The sequence below is a fragment of the Micromonospora pisi genome, from assembly GCF_003633685.1.
GTDB lineage: Bacteria > Actinomycetota > Actinomycetes > Mycobacteriales > Micromonosporaceae > Micromonospora_G > Micromonospora_G pisi.
Genome location: NZ_RBKT01000001.1, coordinates 4527447 through 4549212, shown reverse-complemented (window position 1 = coordinate 4549212; position 21766 = coordinate 4527447). Strand labels below are relative to the sequence as shown.

The 21766-nt window shown below is 68.0% G+C and carries 17 protein-coding genes; 5 read left to right on the top strand and 12 right to left on the bottom strand.

The genetic code is table 11. The annotated features are described in order from the left end of the window. Positions 1–111: 111 nt before the first annotated feature. The 3 genes from BDK92_RS38465 to BDK92_RS19245 form a co-directional block, all read right to left on the bottom strand. Entirely contained in the window at positions 112–663 is a 552-nt protein-coding gene (locus BDK92_RS38465) for a hypothetical protein (RefSeq protein WP_147457050.1), read from the bottom strand. After that, positions 660–1337, bottom strand: a complete 678-nt coding sequence (locus BDK92_RS38460; protein WP_147457049.1) for a hypothetical protein — start codon at positions 1335–1337, stop codon at positions 660–662. Before BDK92_RS38460 ends, BDK92_RS38465 begins: the two co-directional genes overlap by 4 nt. A 1140-nt stretch (positions 1338–2477) precedes the next feature. Beyond that, complete coding sequence (locus tag BDK92_RS19245; protein ID WP_170208618.1) at positions 2478–3890, bottom strand: pentapeptide repeat-containing protein; 1413 nt, start codon at positions 3888–3890, stop codon at positions 2478–2480. A 756-nt stretch (positions 3891–4646) separates the two neighbouring features. Here BDK92_RS19245 and BDK92_RS19240 point away from each other — a divergent pair. Beyond that, positions 4647–6077 carry a sensor domain-containing diguanylate cyclase gene (locus tag BDK92_RS19240; protein ID WP_121157949.1) on the top strand — a complete coding sequence of 477 codons (1431 nt, stop codon included), beginning with the start codon at positions 4647–4649 and terminating at the stop codon, positions 6075–6077. Between the two features lie 45 nt (positions 6078–6122). Here the strand turns inward: BDK92_RS19240 and BDK92_RS19235 are convergent, their stop codons facing one another. Together BDK92_RS19235 and BDK92_RS19230 are read right to left on the bottom strand one after the other, a co-directional pair. Then, positions 6123–7193: an aspartate-semialdehyde dehydrogenase gene (locus BDK92_RS19235; protein WP_121157948.1), complete on the bottom strand. Its 1071-nt coding sequence runs from the start codon at positions 7191–7193 to the stop codon at positions 6123–6125. A gap of 6 nt (positions 7194–7199) precedes the next feature. Continuing rightward, positions 7200–8465 carry an aspartate kinase gene (locus BDK92_RS19230; RefSeq protein ID WP_121157947.1) on the bottom strand — a complete coding sequence of 422 codons (1266 nt, stop codon included), beginning with the start codon at positions 8463–8465 and terminating at the stop codon, positions 7200–7202. 314 nt (positions 8466–8779) lie between these two features. Between BDK92_RS19230 and BDK92_RS19225 the strand changes: the two genes are divergently transcribed. From BDK92_RS19225 to leuA, 3 genes are all read left to right on the top strand, one after another. After that, complete coding sequence (locus tag BDK92_RS19225; RefSeq protein ID WP_121157946.1) at positions 8780–9682, top strand: hypothetical protein; 903 nt, start codon at positions 8780–8782, stop codon at positions 9680–9682. Positions 9683–9767: 85 nt separating this feature from the next. Beyond that, entirely contained in the window at positions 9768–10313 is a 546-nt protein-coding gene (locus BDK92_RS19220; protein WP_121162387.1) for a nitroreductase family protein, read from the top strand. A gap of 313 nt (positions 10314–10626) precedes the next feature. Continuing rightward, positions 10627–12375 (top strand): 2-isopropylmalate synthase, encoded by a 1749-nt coding sequence (gene leuA, locus BDK92_RS19215; protein ID WP_121157945.1) that lies wholly within the window; start codon positions 10627–10629, stop codon positions 12373–12375. A 93-nt stretch (positions 12376–12468) separates the two neighbouring features. Here leuA and BDK92_RS19210 read toward each other — a convergent pair whose 3' ends face one another. Next, positions 12469–13983 carry an MFS transporter gene (locus BDK92_RS19210; protein ID WP_121157944.1) on the bottom strand — a complete coding sequence of 505 codons (1515 nt, stop codon included), beginning with the start codon at positions 13981–13983 and terminating at the stop codon, positions 12469–12471. Positions 13984–14071: 88 nt separating this feature from the next. Here BDK92_RS19210 and BDK92_RS19205 point away from each other — a divergent pair, with 88 nt between their 5' ends. Beyond that, positions 14072–14725 carry an HNH endonuclease family protein gene (locus BDK92_RS19205; RefSeq protein ID WP_246017128.1) on the top strand — a complete coding sequence of 218 codons (654 nt, stop codon included), beginning with the start codon at positions 14072–14074 and terminating at the stop codon, positions 14723–14725. Between the two features lie 87 nt (positions 14726–14812). On the opposite strand, the gene BDK92_RS19200 is transcribed toward BDK92_RS19205, so the two are convergent. The 6 genes from BDK92_RS19200 to recR form a co-directional block, all read right to left on the bottom strand. Then, positions 14813–15889, bottom strand: coding sequence for an ABC transporter ATP-binding protein (locus BDK92_RS19200; protein WP_121162386.1), 1077 nt, complete (start codon positions 15887–15889; stop codon positions 14813–14815). Between the two features lie 83 nt (positions 15890–15972). Continuing rightward, a complete protein-coding gene (locus BDK92_RS19195; RefSeq protein WP_121157942.1) occupies positions 15973–16956 on the bottom strand; it encodes an ABC transporter ATP-binding protein in 984 nt (327 codons plus the stop codon). A gap of 88 nt (positions 16957–17044) precedes the next feature. After that, a complete protein-coding gene (locus BDK92_RS19190; RefSeq protein ID WP_211349289.1) occupies positions 17045–18001 on the bottom strand; it encodes an ABC transporter permease in 957 nt (318 codons plus the stop codon). A 52-nt stretch (positions 18002–18053) separates the two neighbouring features. Then, positions 18054–19061, bottom strand: a complete 1008-nt coding sequence (locus BDK92_RS19185) for an ABC transporter permease (protein WP_121157941.1) — start codon at positions 19059–19061, stop codon at positions 18054–18056. 96 nt (positions 19062–19157) lie between these two features. Continuing rightward, on the bottom strand, positions 19158–20837 hold the full coding sequence (locus tag BDK92_RS19180; protein ID WP_121157940.1) for an ABC transporter substrate-binding protein: 1680 nt from the start codon (positions 20835–20837) through the stop codon (positions 19158–19160). Between the two features lie 331 nt (positions 20838–21168). Further along, entirely contained in the window at positions 21169–21762 is a 594-nt protein-coding gene (gene recR / locus BDK92_RS19175; protein WP_121157939.1) for a recombination mediator RecR, read from the bottom strand. Positions 21763–21766: the final 4 nt, after the last annotated feature.

Sequence of the window (21766 nt, the reverse complement as noted above, 5' to 3'; positions counted from 1 at the left end):
CGCGATTGTTTCCAGCTTGAATAACATTCAACCCCGAGCTGAGCTCGATAGTCCGCCCCAAAGCGCCATCGTCGGTGTTAATGCGCAACCGCACCGCACGGACTATCAGCCTCATTCGGCACCCACTCCAAGAAGGCGCGCGACGGCAGCGTCGCTGAGTCGAGGAAACGATGCGAGGAAGCTCTTCTCAGTCGCAAGAAGCTCCTCTTCTTGATCAATCGCGGACGCGAGATCTACGCCTTTTTCGCTGAGGTAGACGCGTTGCCGGCCTTGTCCCTTCACGCCGACCAGGCCATCAGCGATGGCAAGACGGACCGTGACCAGCAAGTCAGGATCGATTCTGTGCAGCTGCGCAGTGGCGAACCTGCGTCCAGCCCACCACGCCGATAGCATCCTTCGAGTTCTTTTGGTTCGCGTTGCCCACATGAAAAGGTGCACATTTTCAAGCTTCGCCGCCTTGCCATTGAAGCGGGAAAGTATCAGGACTAGCAATGAGGTCCTGTATGCGATCCTTCTTCGAGCATCCATCGCATGAGGCCGTTTATGAAAGCCCGCAGGGATCTGCAAACCATCCGCTTCGGTTATCGACGCGGCAGCCGCTAGAGCCCACAAGACGGCTTGGTTCTCGTCCTGGTGGTCGACATTCCGCGGTTCGTCGCTCACGGGAAGTCCAAGGGGCAATGCATAAGCCATTGGGCGACTTGACCCTCCGCCATGACACGAGCCTGAGACTTCCGGACATTGAGAATGTCGGTTATCACCTGCTCCGTATCCCTTAGAATTGCCGCCAGAAGGTGGTCCGGATTAGCTTGGTCTAGCGGATACTGAGCCTCGAGTCGCGCCTCGAGGTCGGAGAGCTGGTCTTCAAGCTCAACACCCAGCTCAGAGTAGTGGTCACGGATCCAGTCCCGCTGCTCGCGGCCCACGACAGAGTTAACCAAGAGTCGATCGATGAAACGGCTCCTCTTATCGGAGTTGTTAAAGCCTGTTGTCCGCGAAAGCTTGCCGTACATTGTCTGAATTAGCGGATCTTCAATACTTCCATAATCGGCATGGTCCACTTTTGGCAGATGCAGTCGGTCTATCTGTCGCGCAATAACCCGATTTTTCGCCTCCTCGTACGAGCGAAGCGTATGCGGCATAACCACAATGTCCGGGTCGGCATAAGGAAGCGCTTCAGCGCGCAAGCGAAGCGTCTGCGTATGGGCGTGCTCTAGAAGGCGCTTGGTCGTGATGACTGGCACCAGCAGGATCCACATCTTTGCGCGATAGTCCGGAGGTACCACCTTCCGGATTTTCTCCCTGTTATCGATAAACTTACCAACGTCGGTCGTCATCTTCCGACGTTGCTTCTCGTACCGCACGCCTGGATCGAGTGGTTCATTCTCAGGCGCGTAGCACTGATACACACATCCATCGAGGGAGTAACCTTCTAACCCAGCGTCCCCTCCCTCTTGGTCGGGAACCTCACTGAACTGCCCTCCGCCATGATGCACGTGCAGAACCCGCACACACAGGTTCTGCCACTCGCTTCCACTAAGGTGCTCAAAGCCAGACATCGTCGATGTCATATGCCAGCCCCTGGATTGCTACGAAGATGGCCAGCCGTCGGTCCGGGCCTTCTCGTGGGAGGTGTCGCATCCACCAACGCGGCCCCCTTCACCAAGCGTCCTTAAGTTCTGCCCGACGCGCTCGCACCCGCAAGCTGAACAGCACTCTGCGTGTCGGGCGTATGGCGTCCTGCCATCTTTTCTGGCCGCCGGTCCAACCGTCAACTGCATGAACGTCTACATCGGTTGGTCCTCACTGGCAACCGAGGTGCAGCCGCTCGCACTGCCGGTAGGGTCCGTCAGCAGCCGGGATGGGTCGGGTGATGGCAGGGTTCCGCAGGGACGGACGTGGCATCGTGAGGGCGGCGCATACCCGACACGGCAGTTCAGCAGGATGTACAGCGGCCGACCTTTCTGGTTTGAGGCGCGAGGGGCGCAACTGGCCGGACCGTGCACCGATCCCCGCTACCGGGTGGGCGCGGCGCTACGCCCGACGGTGCCCAGGCTGGAGCAAGCATCCTGGTAGTCCGCAGCCAGCTGGACGACAGCGATCCTGATCTCAGAGAGAGCGGGGAGACAATCTTGAACAAAGCACGGCCTCGCTCTTTACCAGACCGACCCCAACCCAACGCTATGACCTGCACGAGTTGGCCCCCAGGTCGACAACCAGCCTGGACTAATTCGGGACGAAGAGGTCGTTGACACAGCAGCGACATGGGTTGCAGCCGTCAGGGCACGGCAGCTCGCCAGGTCGTGCGCTGACGAAAGCGTCGCCGCGAGCGATCAAGGCGGCTTTTCGGGCGGCTGCGCGCCGCGCAGGCACGCGGCGCCGTACTACGCCGCTCCCGGCGGTGCGCTACGTCGTCCAGGCACGGCGTAGCCCCGCGCTCCGCGATAAGTTCGGCGTGGGCTTCCTACGATGCTTGGTCAGGTAGCGTCTTCTCCGGAACTATAGACGTCTGCGGCGGCCTCATCCCGACCGACGGATTCACCACTCGCTTCGCCGCCGGAGCGGACCACTCGACGCAACTCGTCCTTCACGTTGGCGTAGTCGGCGTCGCCGGCTAGCGCCCACCCAGGCGGCAGAAGAGCGGTAGGCGTAACCCATAGGGCCGCAATTTCGACGCGCCCGGCAAATTTCGCGCGCAGGTCCGCGTCGCCGTGGAATTCCGCGTGACTCAGCCTGACGTGCCCGTGAAACTGAACGCTACTCAGGCGCGCGTGCCGGTGGAACTGCGCCACGCTTAGTTCGGTACTCCCGTGGAATTGCGCCCCGCTCAGGTCCGCGCGCCCATGAAACTGCGACCCACCCAGGTTCGCGTCACCGTGGAACTGCGCTTTGATTAGGTCGGCGCTGTGAAACTGCGCCGCGAACAGGTACGCGTATCCGTGGAACTGTACCCCTCCCAGCTGTGCGTCCCCGTGGAACTCTGCTGCGCGCAGATTAGCTTCCCCGTGAAACTGTGTCTCGCGCAGGATCGCGTGCCTGTAGAATTGCGCTGCGCTCAGGTCCGTGTGCCCATGGAACTGCGCGCTGCTCAGGTCCGCGTTGTGGTGGAACTGCGCCCTGCGCAGGCGCACGCCTCCATGGAAATGAGCCCCGATCAGTTCCGCGTTTCCGTGGAACTGCGCACTACCTGCGTGGAATTGAGCCGCGTGACAGGACGAAAGGTTGAAGCTGACGAGAGTGGCGCCTGTCAGGTCGAGACTCATCTGCTCGCCCGCAGCACCCCGCCAGTATGTGGCTGGCTCCGGATCGCCCGGCTTGTCAGGTATATGCAGGTGGTGGGCGATTAGCCGCTGCGCTGTCAACCGCACCTGGAGCTCCTCGCGCCGCTGCTGCTGCTGTTCCTCCGGCTCTGGCATGTCCGCATCCGGCACCACATGCTGCGGCGAACCCTCTGTGTTTTCGAGTAGCACCTCCACCGGAGGCACGAACGGCATTCGTAGGTATGCGCAGAATACCTCCATTACCGTTCGACGCAGCTTTGGGTTGTCCTGCCCCAGCCGCTCCAGGGCGTACAACCCCGCCAGCCGTACCGCAGCCTTACTGCTGCCCAATTGCTCGGCCGCCGCTACATACAACGCCGTGATTCGCTGCTCGATCGCGTCCGCCTGCGTGAACTGCTGTGCGTGCTCGCTCCATGCCTGCCGCCGAAGCGTCATCAACAACGTCAGCGCAGCCGCCAAGCCCGCCGTCACCGTCAGCCCCGTCTTGATCCGATCCAGCCGCAGCCGCTGCGGATCAGGTACGGCAGCCGGAATTGGTGACCACACCCCCAGCAGCCACATTGCCGCCGCTCCGCCACAGAGCACCACCACCACGGCCAACAGGGTCACCGGCCACCAGCGCATCGCCCGTAACGGCTGATCCCCCCACTGACCGACACGCGCCCGCCGACGCATGACCCACCGATTCCACGTAGCGCGCACGCCACACAGTGTGATGCATCCTGTCTACGCCAGACGCGCCCCGATCGGCCCGGATGCCGGCGAACGTACGCGAGCACTGAGGTAGCGGGTCTGCCACCTTGAATCGCGCCAACGGTGATCGGGAAGGAACCATCGGGGAGAACACGGGGAGACGATCTTGAAAAAACCACCCTGGCTCGCCTCTACGAACCAACGTCTACCGACCTCATGACCTGCCCAATTGACAATGGGCCGTGGTCAGTGACGCGTCCGCACCTAATTCGGGACGAAGAGGTCGTCGGTTCGAATCCGGCCACCCCGACGAGTTGAGGGGCCACTTCCCATCGATGGGAGTGGCCCCTTCTGCTGTCTGAGGAGCAGCGCCTCGGCGACGACGGGAGTGCCCTGTCGTACGGTGCCGACCAGCCCACCGTGCCTCCGAATTCGGTGACACCTCATGATCGTCCCCTCCGGACGAAGAGGTCGGCGCTGTGACAGTAGCCACACGCTTGGTGGCGTACGCGAGTGCCGAGAGTGATCATCCCTGCTCGCGGAGACGGGCGCCGCCACCCACGGTGATCCACTCAAAGGAACTGTTCAGGACCCGTGGGTAATCTTGGGGTCGCGCCGCCCGGCCTGCCACCGGTCGACCACCCCCCTCAGCCCCTCCTGGAACGACAAAAGGTGCCCCCGGAACACGAACGAGTCATCTCCGCAGTGACGGCCCGCCTCCCCCTGGCGGCGACCGCCCCGGAGGCCTGCCAGCTCACCGTCACCGCCCTCGGGCGGTACGCGCCGGCACACGTCTCCGTACTCCTGCCGCTGCACGACCGGCTCCGGCGGGTCGCGGCGACCGGCTCCTGGCAGATCTTCGCCACCCTTCCCCTGCACACCGGGCTGGCCGGGCGGGTCTTCGTCTCCGGCCGGGCCGAGACAGTCCGCCCGACATCCGACGAGCCGACGCTCCCACCGGACGTCTGCGCCCAGACCTGCGTACCGCTGCTCGCCCCGACCGGCACGGTGGTAGGCGTACTGACACTGGACTGGACCGAGCCGGTGGCCCTGCCGGCCTGGCAGGCCACCGCCGAGCAGGTCGGGGCGCGGCTGGGTGCGCGGATCGCCCAACTCGGCGGCCCGCCGAAGGAGAGCCGCGACGAGAAGTTGCTGCGGCATGCCGCCAACCTGACCGCCGCCGTCGACGAAGCGGGCCTGGTCGACGCCGCCGTCGACGCCGCCCGGGACGTGTCCGGGCTCACCTCGGCGATCCTGCTGCTCGCCCGCCCCACCGGGCTCCGACTGGTCGAACCGGAGCATCCCCACGACGCCCCGGGCGACCTTGAGTGCCGGATCCGCAGGAGCCTGACCCGGCACCAGTCCCACCCGACCCTGGAACGGCTGACGGCCTGGGTGCACGAGCGCGGCGCGGCGTACACCCTCGCCGAGGACGGGACGGTCGGACTCGGCGAGCAGGAACTCCCGCTGCCGGACGGGGTCGGCACACTGATCGCCGTACCGCTGGGTCCGGCTGAGACCGGCGGCCTGCTGCTGGTCGCCGACGAGCTGGTGCGGCGACCGGATCCGACCACGGTCAACCTGCTGGAGCTGCTCGCCGCCCAGGCCTGGATCTGTCTCGACCGGCTCCGGAGCCTGGCCGGCCTGCGGAAACGAGCCGGTTCGGACCCGTTGACAGGGCTGCGCCACTACGGGTCGTTCGGCGAGCGGATCACCGACACCACTCCGGGGCGCACCGCACTGCTCGCCATCGACGTGGACGATTTCAAAATCATCAATGACACGTACGGGCACCAGGCCGGCGACCAGGTCCTGGTGGAGCTGGCCCGGGCGTTGGAGACCGCGCTGCGCCAGGGCGACGAGCTGTACCGGGTCGGCGGCGACGAGTTCATCGCGGTGATCGAGGTCGGCCGGCCGGAGGAGGCGGCGGGAATCGCCGAACGGCTGGTCACGGCGGCCCGGCGGGTCGGCCGGACGATCAGTGTCGGTGTGGCGGTGCAGAACGACGCCGAGTCACCGGAACGTACCCTGCGACGCGCCGACGCCGCGCTCTACGACGTCAAACGCGACGGCAGGGACGGCGTACGTCTCGCCGCCGCCTGACCCGCCACCTGAGCGTGCCTGCCAACCGCCCCGGAATGGAACGGTTCAGCGGGCGGCACCGGCGACGTACTCGGCGGCGAGCAGCTCGGCGATCTGGGCGGTGTTGAGGGCGGCGCCCTTGCGCAGGTTGTCTCCGGTGATGAAGAGGTCCAGGGCCCTGGGGTCGTCCATCGATCGCCGGATCCGCCCGACCCAGGACGGGTCGGTGCCGACCGCGTCGATCGGCATCGGGAACTCGCCCCGCTCCGGGTCGTCGACCAGGATCACCCCGGGGGCGTTACGCAACGCCTCCCGGGCCCCCTCGGCGTCCACCTCGGCGCCGAAGACCGCGTGTACGGCAACCGAGTGCCCGGTCACCACCGGGACCCGTACGCAGGTCGCGGAGACCTTGAGATCGGGCAGGCCGAGGATCTTGCGCGACTCGTTGCGCATCTTCAGTTCCTCGGACGACCAGCCGCCGTCGGCGAGCGACCCGGCCCACGGGACCACGTTCAGCGCCATCGGCGCCGGGAACGGACCCAGGTCGTCGCCGACCGCCTGCCGTACGTTGCCGGACCGGGAGCCGAGCCCCCGGTCACCGGCGATCTTGGTCAACTGGTCGTGCAGGGTGTCGACCCCGAGCTGACCCGCCCCGGAGACCGCCTGGTACGACGCGAGCACCAGCTCGCGCAGGCCGTACTCGCGGTGCAGTGGGGCCACCGCGACGATCATGCCGAGCGTGGTGCAGTTCGCGTTGGCGATGATGCCCTTGGGCCGGTTGCGTACCTGCTCCGGGTTGATCTCCGGGACGACCAGCGGCACGTCCCGGTCCATCCGGAAGGCCCCGGAGTTGTCGACGGTGACCGCGCCCCGGGAGACGGCGATCGGCGCCCACTCGGCCGACACCTCGTCCGGGACGTCGAACATGGCCACGTCGACCCCGTCGAACACCTCCGGGGTCAACGCCCGCACGGTCAACTGCTCGCCCCGGCAGAGCCGCTGCTGCCCGACCGACCGCTCGGAGGCGATCAGTCGGATCTCACCCCAGACGTTCTTCCGCGACGAGAGCAGGTCACACATCACGGTGCCGACGGCACCGGTCGCCCCGACGATCGCAAGGGTGGGCAGCTGGCCCATGAGGGGTTACCTCCCGGTTCCGGCGTACACGACGGCTTCCTCTGTGCCACCGAGGTCGAACGCGTCGTGCACTGCGCGGACCGCGGCATCCAGGTCGGTGTCCCGGCACACGACGGAGACCCGGATCTCCGAGGTGGAAATCATCTCGATGTTCACCCCAGCCTCGCCGAGCGCCGCGAAAAAGTTGGCCGCGACGCCCGGGTGGGAGCGCATGCCGGCACCGATCAGCGACACCTTACCGACGTGGTCGTCGTAGAGCAGCCCCTTGAACTTGACCGGTTCCTGGATCTTGCTGAGCGCGGCCATCGCCGTCGGACCGTCGGTCTTCGGCAGGGTGAACGAGATGTCGGTGCGACCGGTCCCCTCGGTGGAGACGTTCTGCACGATCATGTCGAGGTTGATCTCGGCACTCGCCACGGTCTCGAAGATCCGGGCCGCCGCACCGGGCTCGTCCGGTACGCCAACCACGGTGATCTTCGCCTCGCTGCGGTCGTGGGCGACCCCGGTGATCAGTGCTTGCTCCACGGCGGGTTCCTCCATCGATCCGGTGACCATCGTGCCGGTGTTGAGCGAATATGACGAGCGGACATGAATCGGCAGCTGCGCCCGGCGGGCGTACTCGACGCTGCGCAAGTGCAGCACCTTCGCGCCGCAGGCGGCCAACTCCAGCATCTCTTCGTACGTGATCTGCTTGATGTGACGTGCGTTCGGCACGATCCGGGGGTCGGCGGTGAAGATCCCGTCGACGTCGGTGTAGATCTCGCAGACGTCGGCGTTCAGTGCCGCGGCGAGCGCGACCGCGGTGGTGTCCGAACCGCCCCGGCCGAGCGTGGTGATGTCCTTGGTGTCCTGCGACACGCCCTGGAAGCCGGCCACGATCGCGACCGCGCCCTCGTTCAACGCGCCCTGCAACCGACCCGGGGTCACGTCGATGATCCGCGCCTTGCCGTGCACCGAGGTGGTCAGTACGCCCGCCTGCGAGCCGGTGTACGACCGGGCCTCGTAGCCCAGGTTGTGGATCGCCATGGCGAGCAACGCCATCGAGATCCGCTCCCCGGCGGTGAGCAGCATGTCCAGCTCGCGGCCGGGTGGCAGCGGGCTGACCTGGTGGGCCAGGTCGAGGAGTTCGTCCGTGGTGTCCCCCATCGCGGAGACCACCACCACCACGTCGTCGCCGGCCTTGCGAGCGGCGACGATCCGCTCGGCCACCCGTTTGATCCGTTCGGCGTCGCCGACGGAGGATCCGCCGTACTTCTGCACCACCAGTGCCACGACGGTCTACTCCTTCCACCGGCGGGCGCCCGCCCAGCCGGCCACCACGCTGCCGACCGGCCCGTTTCCGCCGGCTCTAGGCAGCCTGCTCCATTGAACCCGGAGCGTGCCGACGCCGCCGGCCACAAACCGGCGGCGCCGTATGAACGACCCTCAGGGTACCGGCCCGGCAGGGACCGGGGGCAGCCACGATCCCACCATCCGGCCCGCCGGGCGGCTCGACGTGCCCCCGCTTAGGTGGCGCTCGCGACACGCCGGAGGACGCCCGCCCGACTGACTGATCAGTAGGAGCGTGCAGGCCCGACAATGGCACGATGCGCCCGGCAGCCGCCCCTCCCGCCACCGCCCCCACCGCCGACCCGCCCGTACGCCCGTACGTGCCGACCGCCGGGCCCTCGGGCGTGGGCGGACGGCTGGTTGCCGGCATCGCGATGATCGGTGGCCTGATGCTGCTCGGCGCCTGCGGCGGCGGTGACGTACCCCCGGCCGATCCGGGTGCGACGTCACCGGCCGGCGTCACGGTCACCGCGACCGGCACGCCCGCCGCGGTGACCGGGGACACCGACGCCCGTACGCAGCTCGCGGCGCTGGCGGCGGCGGCCGAGGACCGACACCTGCGCGCCTTCTACACGCTGTCCCGCTCTGGGCAGCCGGACCGGACGGTCACGCTGACCAGCGCTCCCGACGGCACGTGGCGGGTCGACGTGCCCGGCGGCGCACTCGGCGGTACCGCCGACGTCGCGATCGTGTCGACCCGGGACGGAATCTTCCAGTGCGCGTTGCCCTCGACCACCCGCCCGGACCCGACCACCTGCGTCCGGGTCGCCGCCCCGGACAAGCCGCTACCCGCGAGTGTCGATCCCCGGGTGCAGCACGTCTTCACCGACTGGCGGAAGGTGTTCACCGACCGTCAGGCGTCGCTGGCGGTCTCGACCACCCGGGCGCTGCCGCACTCGCGGGGCACCTGTTTCTCGGTCGACTCCACCGCCGCCTCGCTCAGCGCCCCGCTGGACATCGGCATCTACTGCTTCGACACGGACGGGACGCTCACCGCGGCCCGGGTGGCGTTCGGCACGATCCTGCTCAACGGCCAGCCGACCGACGCGCCACGGACGGTGCCCCTGCCCGGTCCGGTGGTGGCCGGTGCCGCCCTGCGTACGGCCGCGCCCCCCACGCCGAGCGTCGCGGCCACTCCGACCAGCACGCCAACGAGTTGATCTCTCTTCACGGTACGGGTGCATTCGTTCACAACTGGTGACCCCGGCGAATCGACAGATCGCCCGATACGGCACACTCGGGCACATGGTGGAGCTATCCCCGCTGCTCGCGGCCAGGTGGAGCCCGCACGCCTTCGATTCGTCAGCGACATTGACCGATGCCGAAGTGCTCTCGCTGCTGGAGGCGGCCCGCTGGGCCCCCTCGGCCGGCAACAGCCAGCCGTGGCGCTTCATCCTGGGCCAGCGCGACGACGAGACGTACAAGCGAATCCTCACCAATGTCGGCCCGGCGAACCAGCGCTGGGCGGGGAACGCGTCGCTGCTGCTGCTCGCCGCGCACACCACGACCGTGCCGACCGGCTGCCCGCCGTCGCAGGCGGCGTACGACCTCGGTCAGGCGGTGGCACACATCACCATCCAGGCCACCGCCCTGCACCTGCACGCACACCAGCTCGCCGGCGTCGACCTGGCCGGGCTCCGGATCGACCTGGACCTGCCGGTCGACGTACGGCCACACGCGGTGGTGGCGATCGGCCGGCTCGGCGACCCGCTCTCCCTCCCGGACGACCTGCGCCGCTGGGAGACCGGCCTGCGTCAACGCCGCCCACTGGCCGACCTCCTGCTCAACTGAGCGACACCGGCTCCCCGGACGGCAGCGCCGGCTCCTCCGTCGACCCCCAGGGCACCACCTGGGCGAATGCGATCCGCATCCCAGACTGCGGACTGAACTTCCCGAACCAGCAATGCTCACGTAGGGTGACCGATGTCATGTGGCAGGCGCTTCTCCTTCGCTGCCGCGACGAGGCCCATCTGGCCGGCACCTCGTCGCGGAGTTGATGCGCGCCGTCCGACCCCGCCGGTTGACCATCGTCGACCTGCCGGTTTCCGCCCGACACCTTGCTCTTCCCGGCGCTGACGCCGCATGACCACGGGAGTCTTCGACCATGCCCAACCCATCCGACACCGATACTGATCCGATCGCCCGGCAGCGCCCCAGCCGGATGCCGTACCAGCGCTACCAGACGTACCAGCAGCAGTTCTCCGTCGACCTGCCGGACCGGCGCTGGCCGACCCGCCAGGTCACGGCCGCGCCCCGCTGGTGTGCGGTGGACCTGCGCGACGGCAACCAGGCGCTGATCGACCCGATGTCGCCCGAGCGCAAACGGCGGATGTTCCAGCTGCTCGTCCAGATGGGCTACAAGGAGATCGAGGTCGGCTTCCCGTCGGCCAGCCAGACCGACTTCGACTTCGTCCGGCAACTGATCGAGCAGGATCTGATCCCGGACGACGTGACCATCCAGGTGCTGACCCAGTGCCGCGAGCACCTGATCGAGCGGACCTTCGAGTCGCTGCGCGGGGCCAAGCGGGCGATCGTGCACTTCTACAACTCGACCTCGACCCTGCAACGGCGGGTCGTGTTCGGGCTGGACCGGGCCGGGATCACCGACATCGCCACCCAGGGCGCCCGGCTGTGCCAGAAGTACGCCGAGATCCACACCCCGGACACCGACATCTACTACGAGTACTCGCCGGAGTCGTACACCGGCACCGAACTCGACTACGCCCTGGAGGTCTGCGCCGCGGTGATCGAGGTCATCGACCCGACGCCGGACCGGCCACTGATCATCAACCTGCCGGCCACGGTCGAGATGGCGACCCCGAACGTCTACGCCGACTCGATCGAGTGGATGGACCGCCACCTGCCCCGGCGGGACAGCGTCATCCTCTCCCTGCACCCGCACAACGACCGGGGCACCGGCGTGGCCGCGGCCGAACTGGGCCTGCTGGCCGGCGCCGACCGGATCGAGGGCTGCCTGTTCGGCAACGGCGAACGTACCGGCAACGTCGACCTGGTCACGCTGGGCCTGAACCTCTTCTCCCAGGGGATCGACCCGGAGATCGACTTCTCCTCGATCGACGAGATCAAGCGTGCCGTCGAGTACTGCAACCAGCTGCCCGTACACGAGCGGCACCCGTACGCGGGAGACCTGGTCTACACCGCCTTCTCCGGGTCGCACCAGGACGCGATCAAGAAGGGCCTCGACGCCCTCGACGCGGACGCCCGCGCCGCCGGGGTGCCGATCGACGAATACACCTGGGGGGTGCCGTACCTCCCGATCGACCCGAAGGACGTGGGTCGTACCTACGAGGCGGTCATCCGGGTCAACTCGCAGTCCGGTAAGGGCGGCGTCGCGTACATCATGAAGGCGGAGCACAACCTGGACCTGCCGCGCCGGCTCCAGATCGAGTTCTCCGGCGTGGTGCAGCAGGTCACCGACGGTGCCGGCGGCGAGGTCGAGCCGACCCGGATGTGGGAGATCTTCGCCAGCCACTACCTGGCCGACCACCAGCCGCAGCCGGTGCTGTCACTGCTCGCGTACCGCACCGGAACCGTCGACGGCAAGGTCGAGATCGAAGCCGACGTCCGGTTCGGTGGCGAGATCCGCACCCTCGCCTCGGTCGGCAACGGCCCGATCGACGCGTACGTCAACGCGCTGGAAACCCTCGGCGTACGGGTCCGGGTGCTGGACTACCACGAGCACGCCCTCTCCTCCGGCGGTGACGCCCAGGCGGCGGCGTACGTCGAGGCCGAGGTCGACGGTCAGACGGTTTGGGGTGTCGGCCTCGACGCGAACATCGTCACCGCCTCGATCACGGCCGTGACCAGCGCGGTCAACCGCGTCCGCGGCTGAACCCGGCAGTGGGCGACCGACCGGTCGGCGAATCCGCCGGCCGGCCGGTCGTCCGGCTACCGCACCCTCCCGGCACTCCCTGCGACCCCGGGGTCACCGCTGCGCCCCCTGGGGCGCCCGCTCCGGTCGGTGGATGAAGAACGCGGCGAGCAGCGCACCGACGATCAACAGTCCGGCGCACCAGAGCATCGCTGACCGGAACGCCTGGGCCAGTTCGGCCGGCATCCGGTACGCGGCCCCGGAGAGGCCGACCAGCAGCGGCAGCGCCGCCACCGCCAGCACCCCGCCGGCCCGGGACGCGGCGTTGTTGAAACCGCTCGCCACACCCGCGAACTGGTCCTCGACGGCGGCCAGCACCGAGGTGGTGAGCGGCGCGACCACCAGGGTCAGCCCGAGCCCGAAGAGGAAGACACCGGGCACCACATCGGCCCAGAACGAGGCGTGCGGTCCGATCCCACGCAGCAGCAGCACCCCTCCGGCGGCGATCACCGGTCCGACGGCCAGCGGCAGGCGGGGGCCGATCCTGGCGGCCAGGGCACCGGCCCGGGGCGAGCCGAGGAGCAGCAGCCCGGTCATGGGCAGGTTCGCCAGCCCGGTCTTCAACGCCGAGAAGCCGGCCACGTTCTGCAGGTGTACGGAGAGGAAGAAGCTGAATCCGCCGAGGCTCGCGTAGACCACGACGGTGTAGATGTTCAGCACCGAGAAGAGCCGACTCCGGAAGAGCTTCGGGGGCAGCATCGCCGCATTGCCCTTGCGCCGCTCCAGCAGGACGAACGCGATCGCCGCGACCACCCCGACCGCCCCGGCGACCGGTGCCAGTATCGAGGCGGTGCCGCTGCGCTGCGCCGCCTCGATCAGGGCGAAGGTGATCCCGGCCAGGCCGAGCGCCCCGAGCAGCGCGCCGGTGATGTCGAACCGGGTGCCGATGTTGCCCGCCCCGGCGACCGCCGTTCCGCCGATGCCCGCCCCACCGGTTCCCGCCCCGGCCTGGTCGGTCGCGCCGGTGGCCCGGCTCTCCGGTGCCCAGTGCAGCGCGGCGAACACCACCACCACCGCGAGCGGCACGTTGATCAGAAAGATCCAGCGCCAGGAGAGGGCGTCGATCAGCCAGCCGCCGAGCAGGGGGCCGAGCGCCGTCGACACGCCGGAGAAGCCGGACCAGGCACCGATCGCCCGGCCCCGGTCGTCGGGATGGAAGCTGGCCTGGATCAGGGCGAGCGAGCCCGGAGTCAGCAACGCCCCGCCGACGCCCTGGAGGAAACGGGCGGCGATCAGCCACTCGATGTTCTGTGCCACGCCGCAGAGGACCGAGGCCGAGGTAAACCAGACCACGCCGATCAGGAAGATCCGGCGTCGGCCGTACCTGTCCCCGAGCGCTCCGCCGAGCAGCACGAACGCGGCCAGGGTCAACAGGTATCCGTCGACCGTCCACTGTAGGCCCGAGACGTTCGCGTCGAGGCCACGGCCGATGTGCGGCAGGGCCACGTTGACCACGGTCGTGTCCAGGAAGACCATCCCGGAGGCGAGGACCGCCGCGAAGAGCAGACCCCGGCCGGACGCACTGGCGAGTCGAACGGGAGTTGACGGTTGAGGCACGCTGTTCAACATGCCTCGCGCGATACGGCGAATGTCACGAAACGCCGAAACCTCTACCGGATACTGTGCGGATACCCCGTACAGACCGCAAGCTTGGCTGGTGTCGTACCCGCGTACCAGACCAGGAGCCCGACAGCTCGCCTCGGCCGCGCTCGCCGCGGCGCTCGCCCTCGGCGCCGCCGGCTGTGGGCCGGCCGGCACGGCCGCCCCGGAACCCAGCGCGACCGGGACCGGCAACGCGTCCAGCCAGCTCGAGCAGCTGACGGTCGCGCAGGCCAGCTCGATGAAGGGGTACGACCGGGACCACTTCCCACACTGGCGCGACGCCGGAAAGAACTGCGACGTACGCGACACCGTGCTGCAACGCGACGGCGAGGACATCAAGCTTTCCGGCTGCAACGTGGTCGGTGGCCGCTGGACCAGCGTCTACGACAACCGGACGGTGACCGATCCGGCCGGCGTCGACATCGACCACATGGTGCCGCTCGCGAACGCGTGGCGGTCCGGTGCGGACGAGTGGAACGACGCCGAACGGGGTGACTTCGCCAACGACCTGACCCGGCCGCAGCTCCTGGCCGTGTCGGCGGCCAGCAACCGGAGCAAGGGTGACCAGGGGCCGGAGGAGTGGAAACCGCCGAACCGCGACTACTGGTGCACGTACGCCGAGAGCTGGGTCGCGGTGAAGCACCACTGGAAGCTCACCGTCACCCCGACCGAGAAGTCCACCCTCACCGAGATGCTCGCCACCTGCTGACAGTGTGAACAAGGGCCCCTTCCCATCCTCTTTCCGGACGGGAAGGGGCCCTTGTTCACGCCTCTGCCGCAGGCGGTGGGTGCCGAACTAGACGGTGGGGATCAGTTCGCCGGTTTCGCCGGGGCTGGCCAGGTCGGTCGGACGAACCAGCTCCGGCTCCACCTCGTGGGCCCGGATCCGACCGGCGGCGATCTCCTCGGCGAAGTGACAGGCCACCTTGTGCCCGCTGACGGTCTCCCGCAACGCCGGCCGCTCGTCCCGGCAGCGGGTCGGCTGCGCCCACGGACAGCGGGTGTGGAACCGGCACCCGGACGGCGGATTGGTCGGCGAGGGCAGGTCACCGGCGAGCAGGATGCGCTCCCGCCGGTCCTCCACCACCGGGTCGGGCACCGGCACCGCGGACATCAGTGCCTTGGTGTACGGGTGCAGCGGCTCCCGGTAGAGGTCGTCGCTGGACGCCTCCTCCACCAGTCCACCGAGGTACATCACGCCCACTGTGTCGGCGATGTGCCGGACCACGGCCAGGTCGTGCGCGATGATCAGGTACGTCAGCCCCCGCTCGCTCTGCAGATCCTCCAGCAGGTTGATCACCTGCGCCTGGATCGACACGTCGAGCGCGGAGACCGGCTCGTCGGCGACGATCAGGTCCGGTCCGAGCACCAGCGCACGGGCGATGCCGATGCGCTGGCGCTGACCGCCGGAGAACTCGTGCGGGTACTTCCTCAGCGCGGAGGAGGGCAACCCGACGGCGTCCAGGGTCTCCCGGAGCCGGCGCAGCGAGTCGGCCCTGTCGTTGGCCAGCCCGTGCGCCTTGAGCCCTTCGATCAGCAGCGACTGCACCGACTGGCGCGGGTCGAGGCTGGAGAGCGGGTCCTGGAAGATCATCTGCATCCGGCGACGAGCCAGACGCATCGCCTCGCCCTTGAGCGAGCGAACGTCGGTGCCGTCGAAGACAATCTCTCCGTCGGTCGGTTCGACCAGCCGCAGCAGACCTCGGCCGAGGGTCGACTTGCCACAGCCGGACTCGCCGACCAGGCCGTACGTCTCCCCCGCCCTGATCGACAGGGAGACCCCGTCGACCGCGTAGACGTACCCGACGGTGCGGTCGAAGAGCACGCCGCTCTTGATCGGGAAGTGCACCTTCAGGTCGCGCAACTCGACCAGCGGCGTCTTCGCCCCGGCCTCCGGCACCGGCCTCGGCGCGGGGGTCTGGGCGGTCGACTCGGACACCTCTGCGGTGGACTCGGTCACGCCGCCACCTCCTCGAGTACCGGGTTGTTGCAACGCAGCCGCCCACCGGCCGCAGTCGGCTCCAGCGGCGGGGCACCCTCCAGACACGCGTCGACCACCCGGTCGCAACGCGGCGCGAAGGCACACCCCTCCGTCCAGGGGATGTTGTCCGAGACCGAGCCCCGGATCGCGTGCAGTCGCTCTCCGCGCGGGGAGTCCAGCCGGGGCACCGAACTCAGCAGCCCATGGGTGTACGGGTGACGCGGTCGGGCGAAGAGCTCGTGCCGGTCGGCGGTCTCCACCACCTTGCCGCCGTACAGGACGTTGACGGTGTCGCAGAGACCGGCGACCACCCCGAGATCATGGGTGATCATGATGAGCGCCGTGCCGGAGGAGTCGACGAGCTCCTTGAGCAGGGTCAGGATCTGCGCCTGGATGGTCACGTCGAGCGCCGTGGTGGGCTCGTCGGCGATCAACAGACGCGGCTTGCAGGCCAGCGCGATCGCGATCAGCGCCCGCTGGCGCATACCGCCCGAGATCTGGTGCGGATATTCGCTCAGCCGTCGGTCCGGGTCCGGGATGCCGACCGCGTCGAGCAGGTCACGTGCCTCACGCAACGCCCGCTTGCGGTCCCGCCCCTGGTGCCGTTCCAGCACCTCGGCGACCTGGAGGCCGATCGGCAGGACCGGGTTGAGCGAGGAGAGCGGGTCCTGGAAGATCATGCCGATCTCCCGGCCGCGCCGGTCCCGCATGTCGTTCGGGCGGAGCTTGCGCAGGTCGGTGCCCTCGAAGAGCACCTGACCGGTGACCGTGTTGCCGCGCTTCGGCAGCAACCCCATGATCGCCAGGCTGGTCACACTCTTGCCACAGCCGGACTCACCGACCAGGCCAACGGTCTGTCCAGGTTCCACCGAGAAGCTGACCCGGTCGACCGCGGTGAACGGACGCTCACCTCGACGGTTGAAGACCACACTCAGATCCTGTACGTCGAGCAGGCTCATGCCGCCCCCCTCTCTTCCCCGTGGTACCGGGGCGAATCGACCCGGCGTACGTGCGAACCGGCCCGGTGTGCGCGCGGAACCATCACGATCACCGCCGGTTCTTCGGGTCGATCGCCTCGCGGATCGACTCACCGAGCAGGGTGAAGCCGAGCGCGACGATGATGATCGCGAGGGCCGGGTAGTAGGCCAGTTCCGGGCGGGTCTCGAAGTACGTCTGCCCGTCGACGCCGAGCATCATGCCCCACTCGGCCCGGTTGAAGTCCTGGTCGCCCAGTCCGAGGAAGGAGAGCGCGGCAGCATCCAGAATGGAGACGGCGAAGGTGAGCGTGGCCTGTGCGATGACCGCCGTCAACGAGTTCGGCAGCATGTGCCGCAGCACGATGGCACGCTCCCGTACGCCGAGCGCCCGGGCCGCGAGTACGTGGTCGCTCTCCCGCTGCGCGAGCATCGCGCCACGCAGCAACCGCGCGAAGATCGGTACGTTCACGATGGCGACCGCGAAGATCACCGTCCACTGGGTGGACCGGCTGGCCACCGCGACCAGGGTGATGGCGAGCAGCAGACCGGGCAGGGCCAGCATCACGTCGGTCACCCGCATGAGCACGACGTCGACCCAACCGCCGAAGGCGCCCGCGACCGCGCCGATCAGCACGCCGAAGGCGAGACCGATCAGGGTGGCGACAACACCGACGAAGAGGGTCTGCCGGGCGCCGTAGATCAGCCGGGAGGCGAAGTCACGCCCGAGCGGGTCCGAGCCCAGCGGGAAGCCGTCCTGCGGTCCCGGGATCGTGCCCGGCCTGATCAGGTCGAGCAGTTCGTCGAACCGCTGCGCCGGATCGTGCGGGGCGATCAGCGGCGCGAAGAGTGCCACCAGGATGAAGAGGGCGACCAGGACGCCACCGGTGATCGCCACCGGATTGCGGGCGAGCCGGCGCATGGTGTCGCGGAACAGGCTCACCCCGTCGCCGGACGCGGTGGACTTCGCCAACTCGTCCAGCCGAGCCTTCTTCCGCTCGGCCAGTACGTTGATACTCCGCTCGCTCATGCCGCCGCCTCGCTGCGTTCGCTCACGCCGTCGCCTCGCTTGTTCTGCCCGCTCATCGCACACGCACCCGGGGGTCGATGACCGCGTACGAGAGGTCGACGAGCAGGTTGACCACGATGAAGACCAGGGCGGCGACCAGGATCAACGCCTGTAACACCGGATAGTCCCGGCTGCCGGTGATCGAGTCGGTGATCAACGTACCGAGCCCGCCCCAGTTGTAGACCTTCTCGGTCAGTACCGCGCCGGCCAGCAGCGCGCCGGTCTGCAGACCGATCGTGGTCACCACCGGCAGCAGGCCGTTGCGCAGCACGTGCCGGGCCCGGATCGTGCTGTGCCGCAACCCCTTGGCCTCGGCGGTCCGTACGTAGTCCTCGTTGAGCACGTCCAGCACGCTGGCCCGGGTGATCCGTACGATCACCGCCAGCGGAATGGTGGCCAGGGTGACCGCTGGCAGGATCAGGTGCCAGAGTGCGTCCGCCGTGGCGTCGAACTCACGGGTGAGCAGCCCGTCGAGCACGAAGAACCCGGTCACGTTGGTGTTGTCCAGGCCGGTGCTGACCCGGCCGGACGGCGGGAACCAGTGGATGTTCTGGGTGAAGACGTCCTTGAGCAGGTAACCCAGGAAGAAGATCGGAATCGAGATGCCGAGCAGGGTTCCGCCGATGGTCAGGTTGTCCAGCGTACGGCCACGGTGCCGGGCGGCCAGGTAGCCGAGGGGGATGCCCAGTCCGACCGCGATCACCATCGCGGCGAGGGCCAGCTCGACCGTTGCCGGGAAGGCGCGGCCGAGCACCTCGAGCACCGGATCACCGGTACGGATCGAGTTGCCGAAGTCGCCGGTGAGCATTCTCTGCATGAACTTGCCGTACTGGACCAGGATCGGCTGGTCGTAACCGAGCGCCTTGATCAGGAGTTCCCGTCGTTCCGGGGTCGCCCGATCACCGAGCAGTGCATCAACCGGGCCACCGGGCAGGTTCCGGAGCCAGACGAAGATCAGCGCGGTCAGCGCGATCAGGGTCACCACCAGCTGTAGCAGGCGGCGGACTATGACTCGCAACATCTCTCACACACCATGTTCTCGATACCCGCAGGCGCGGCCCGAGCCGGACAGGTTCGCCCGGCCCGGGCCGCAGCTGTACGCGGGGTGACCGCTGGGTCAGCTGGCCGAAACAGTCACCGTGTTGAACTCCTCGGCCGTCAGGGGGCTGGCGACCAGGCCCTTGACGTCCTTGGTGACGACGATCGCCGGCGGCGCGTGCCAGACCGGGATGGCTGGCAGCCACTTGCTGGCGATGTCCCGGTTGACCTGCTCCCAGGCCGCCTTCTTGCCGGCCTCGTCGACGGTCGCGTCGGCCGCGGTGATGGCGGCGAACATGTCGGTCATCTTCTCGTCGCCGAACTCCGGCTTGGGCCGCCCGAAGAACGTGCCGACGAAGTTGCCCGGGTCGTTGTAGTCGCCGGTCCAGCCGAGGATGTGCAGGTCGTGCTTACCGAACTGCTGCACGTCGTCCTTGAAGCCACCGTTCCACGGCCGGGAGACACCGTTGACCTTGAGGCCGACGGCCTGGAGGTCGTTCGCGAGAACGGTGAAAATCTCCTGCGGGCTCGGCATGTACGGCCGGGAGACGTCCGGCGGGTAGTAGAAGTTGAGCGTCATGCCCTCGGCGCCAGCCTCCTTGAGGAGCTGCTTCGCCTTGTCCGGGCTGTACTCGTACTTCTGCGCGTCCGGCGCGTAACCGAGCACGGTGTCGGGCATGAACTGGCTGGCCACACTGGAGCCACCGGGCGCCTTGGTCTGGACCAGCTGCTCACGGTTGAGCGCGTAGGCGAGCGCCTGACGCACCCGCAGGTCCGCGAGCTTCGGGTTGTTCTTCTGGTTGATGCCCATGTAGAGGATGTTGAAGGCCGGGCGGTTGAGGACCTGGAAGCCCTCGGTCTCGAGCGCCTTGCGGTCCGACGGCGCCGGGAAGTCGATGCCCTGGACGGTGCCCGCGCGCAGCTCCTGCTTACGGGTGTTCTCGTCCTTGATGATCTTGATGATCACCTTGTCGACCTTGGCCTTGTCGCCCCAGTAGTCCGCGTAGCGGTTCAGGGTGATCTCGTTCTTGGCCTTGTCCCAGCCACCGAAGGTGAACGGGCCGGTGCCGACCGGGTTGGTGTTGGCGAACGCGCTGTACTCGAACGAGTCGCCGTTCTGCGTCACCTTGTCGGCGTCGAACTTCTTCAGCGCGTCCGGGCTGGCGATGGAGAGCGAGGTGAGCGCGAAGGCACCCGGGAACGCACCCTTGTACGTGTTCAGCGAGACGACGGCGGTGCCCTCGTCCTTGGCCTCGCACTTGTCGTAGATCGACTTACCGGCCGTCTCCGCCTCGTTGGTCGCGAAACCACCGAAGACGTCCTGGTAGTAGAGCATCTGGCTCTGCGCCGCGGCGCCCTTCATGTTGTACCAGCGGTCGAAGTTGTAGCAGACCGCGGCAGCGTTGAAGGCGGTTCCATCGTGGAACTTGACGTTCTTGCGGAGCTTGAACGTCCACACCTTGCCGGTCGCGTCGTGCTCCCAGCTCTCCGCCAGGCCACCGACGACCTCCGCCGTGCCCGGCTTGTGGGTCACCAGCGTCTCGAACATCTGCCGGACCGGCCGGAACGACTCACCGTCATCGTTGAAGATCGGGTCGAAGTTCTTGGGGTCACCGGCACCAGCGAAGATGAAAGTGCCACCAGCGGCGCTTCCCTCTCCACCCTCGTCCCGGTCACTCGCCGCACATCCCGCCGCGCCGGCGGCCATCACGGCAACGGCCGCGACGGCGATCGCCGACCTGAGCCCTCTCGCCTGCATCTCTCACCTCTGTCATGCGCATGACCAACGCCGGGGTTTTGGCACGGTCCGTGTGCGGGAGGCTAATGGGCTCAGGACCTCGAACGGAACGGCCAGATCGGAATCTCTACCAAGCCGACACCTAGAAGAGGATCTATAACGCCTGGCGACGCGGTTCAACGACCGCTGTCACATCGGTCGGCCTGGTGCTGAGCCGACGGTCAGCCCGCGTAGCGCGCGGGGACTGAGCGGGAAGTCAGCGCCTCGACACTCCGGGGCACGGCGAAGGCCGCACCCCGGAGTCGACGAACATGGATCGTGACGTGTGTTGCCGAAGTGACGGCAGAGGCGATCAGACGGTCCGACGGCCGGCGAAGGCACGGCCAAGGGTGATCTCGTCGGCGTACTCCAGGTCGCCGCCGACCGGCAGGCCACTGGCGAGCCGGGTGACCGCGATCCCCATCGGCTTGACCAACAGGGCCAGGTAGGTCGCGGTGGCCTCACCCTCGGTGTTCGGATCGGTCGCCAGGATGAGCTCCTTGACCTCACCGGCGGCGAGACGGGCCATCAGCTCGCGGATGCGCAGATTGTCCGGGCCGATTCCCTCGAGTGGATTGATCGCGCCGCCGAGCACGTGGTAGCGGCCCCGGAACTCCCCGGTCCGCTCGATCGCGACCACGTCCTTCGGCTCCTCGACCACGCAGAGCACCTCGACGCCGCGGCGCGGGTCACGACAGATCCGGCACTGCTCGGACTCGGCCACGTTGAAGCAACTGGTGCAGAAGCGCACCAGCTCCTTGACCTTGCGCAGCGCCGTCGCCAGCCGGGTGACGTCGGCCGGGTCGGCCGACAGCACATGGAACGCGATCCGCTGGGCGCTCTTCGGGCCCACACCCGGCAGTCGCCCCAACTCGTCGATCAGGTCCTGGATCGCACCTTCGTACATCTCG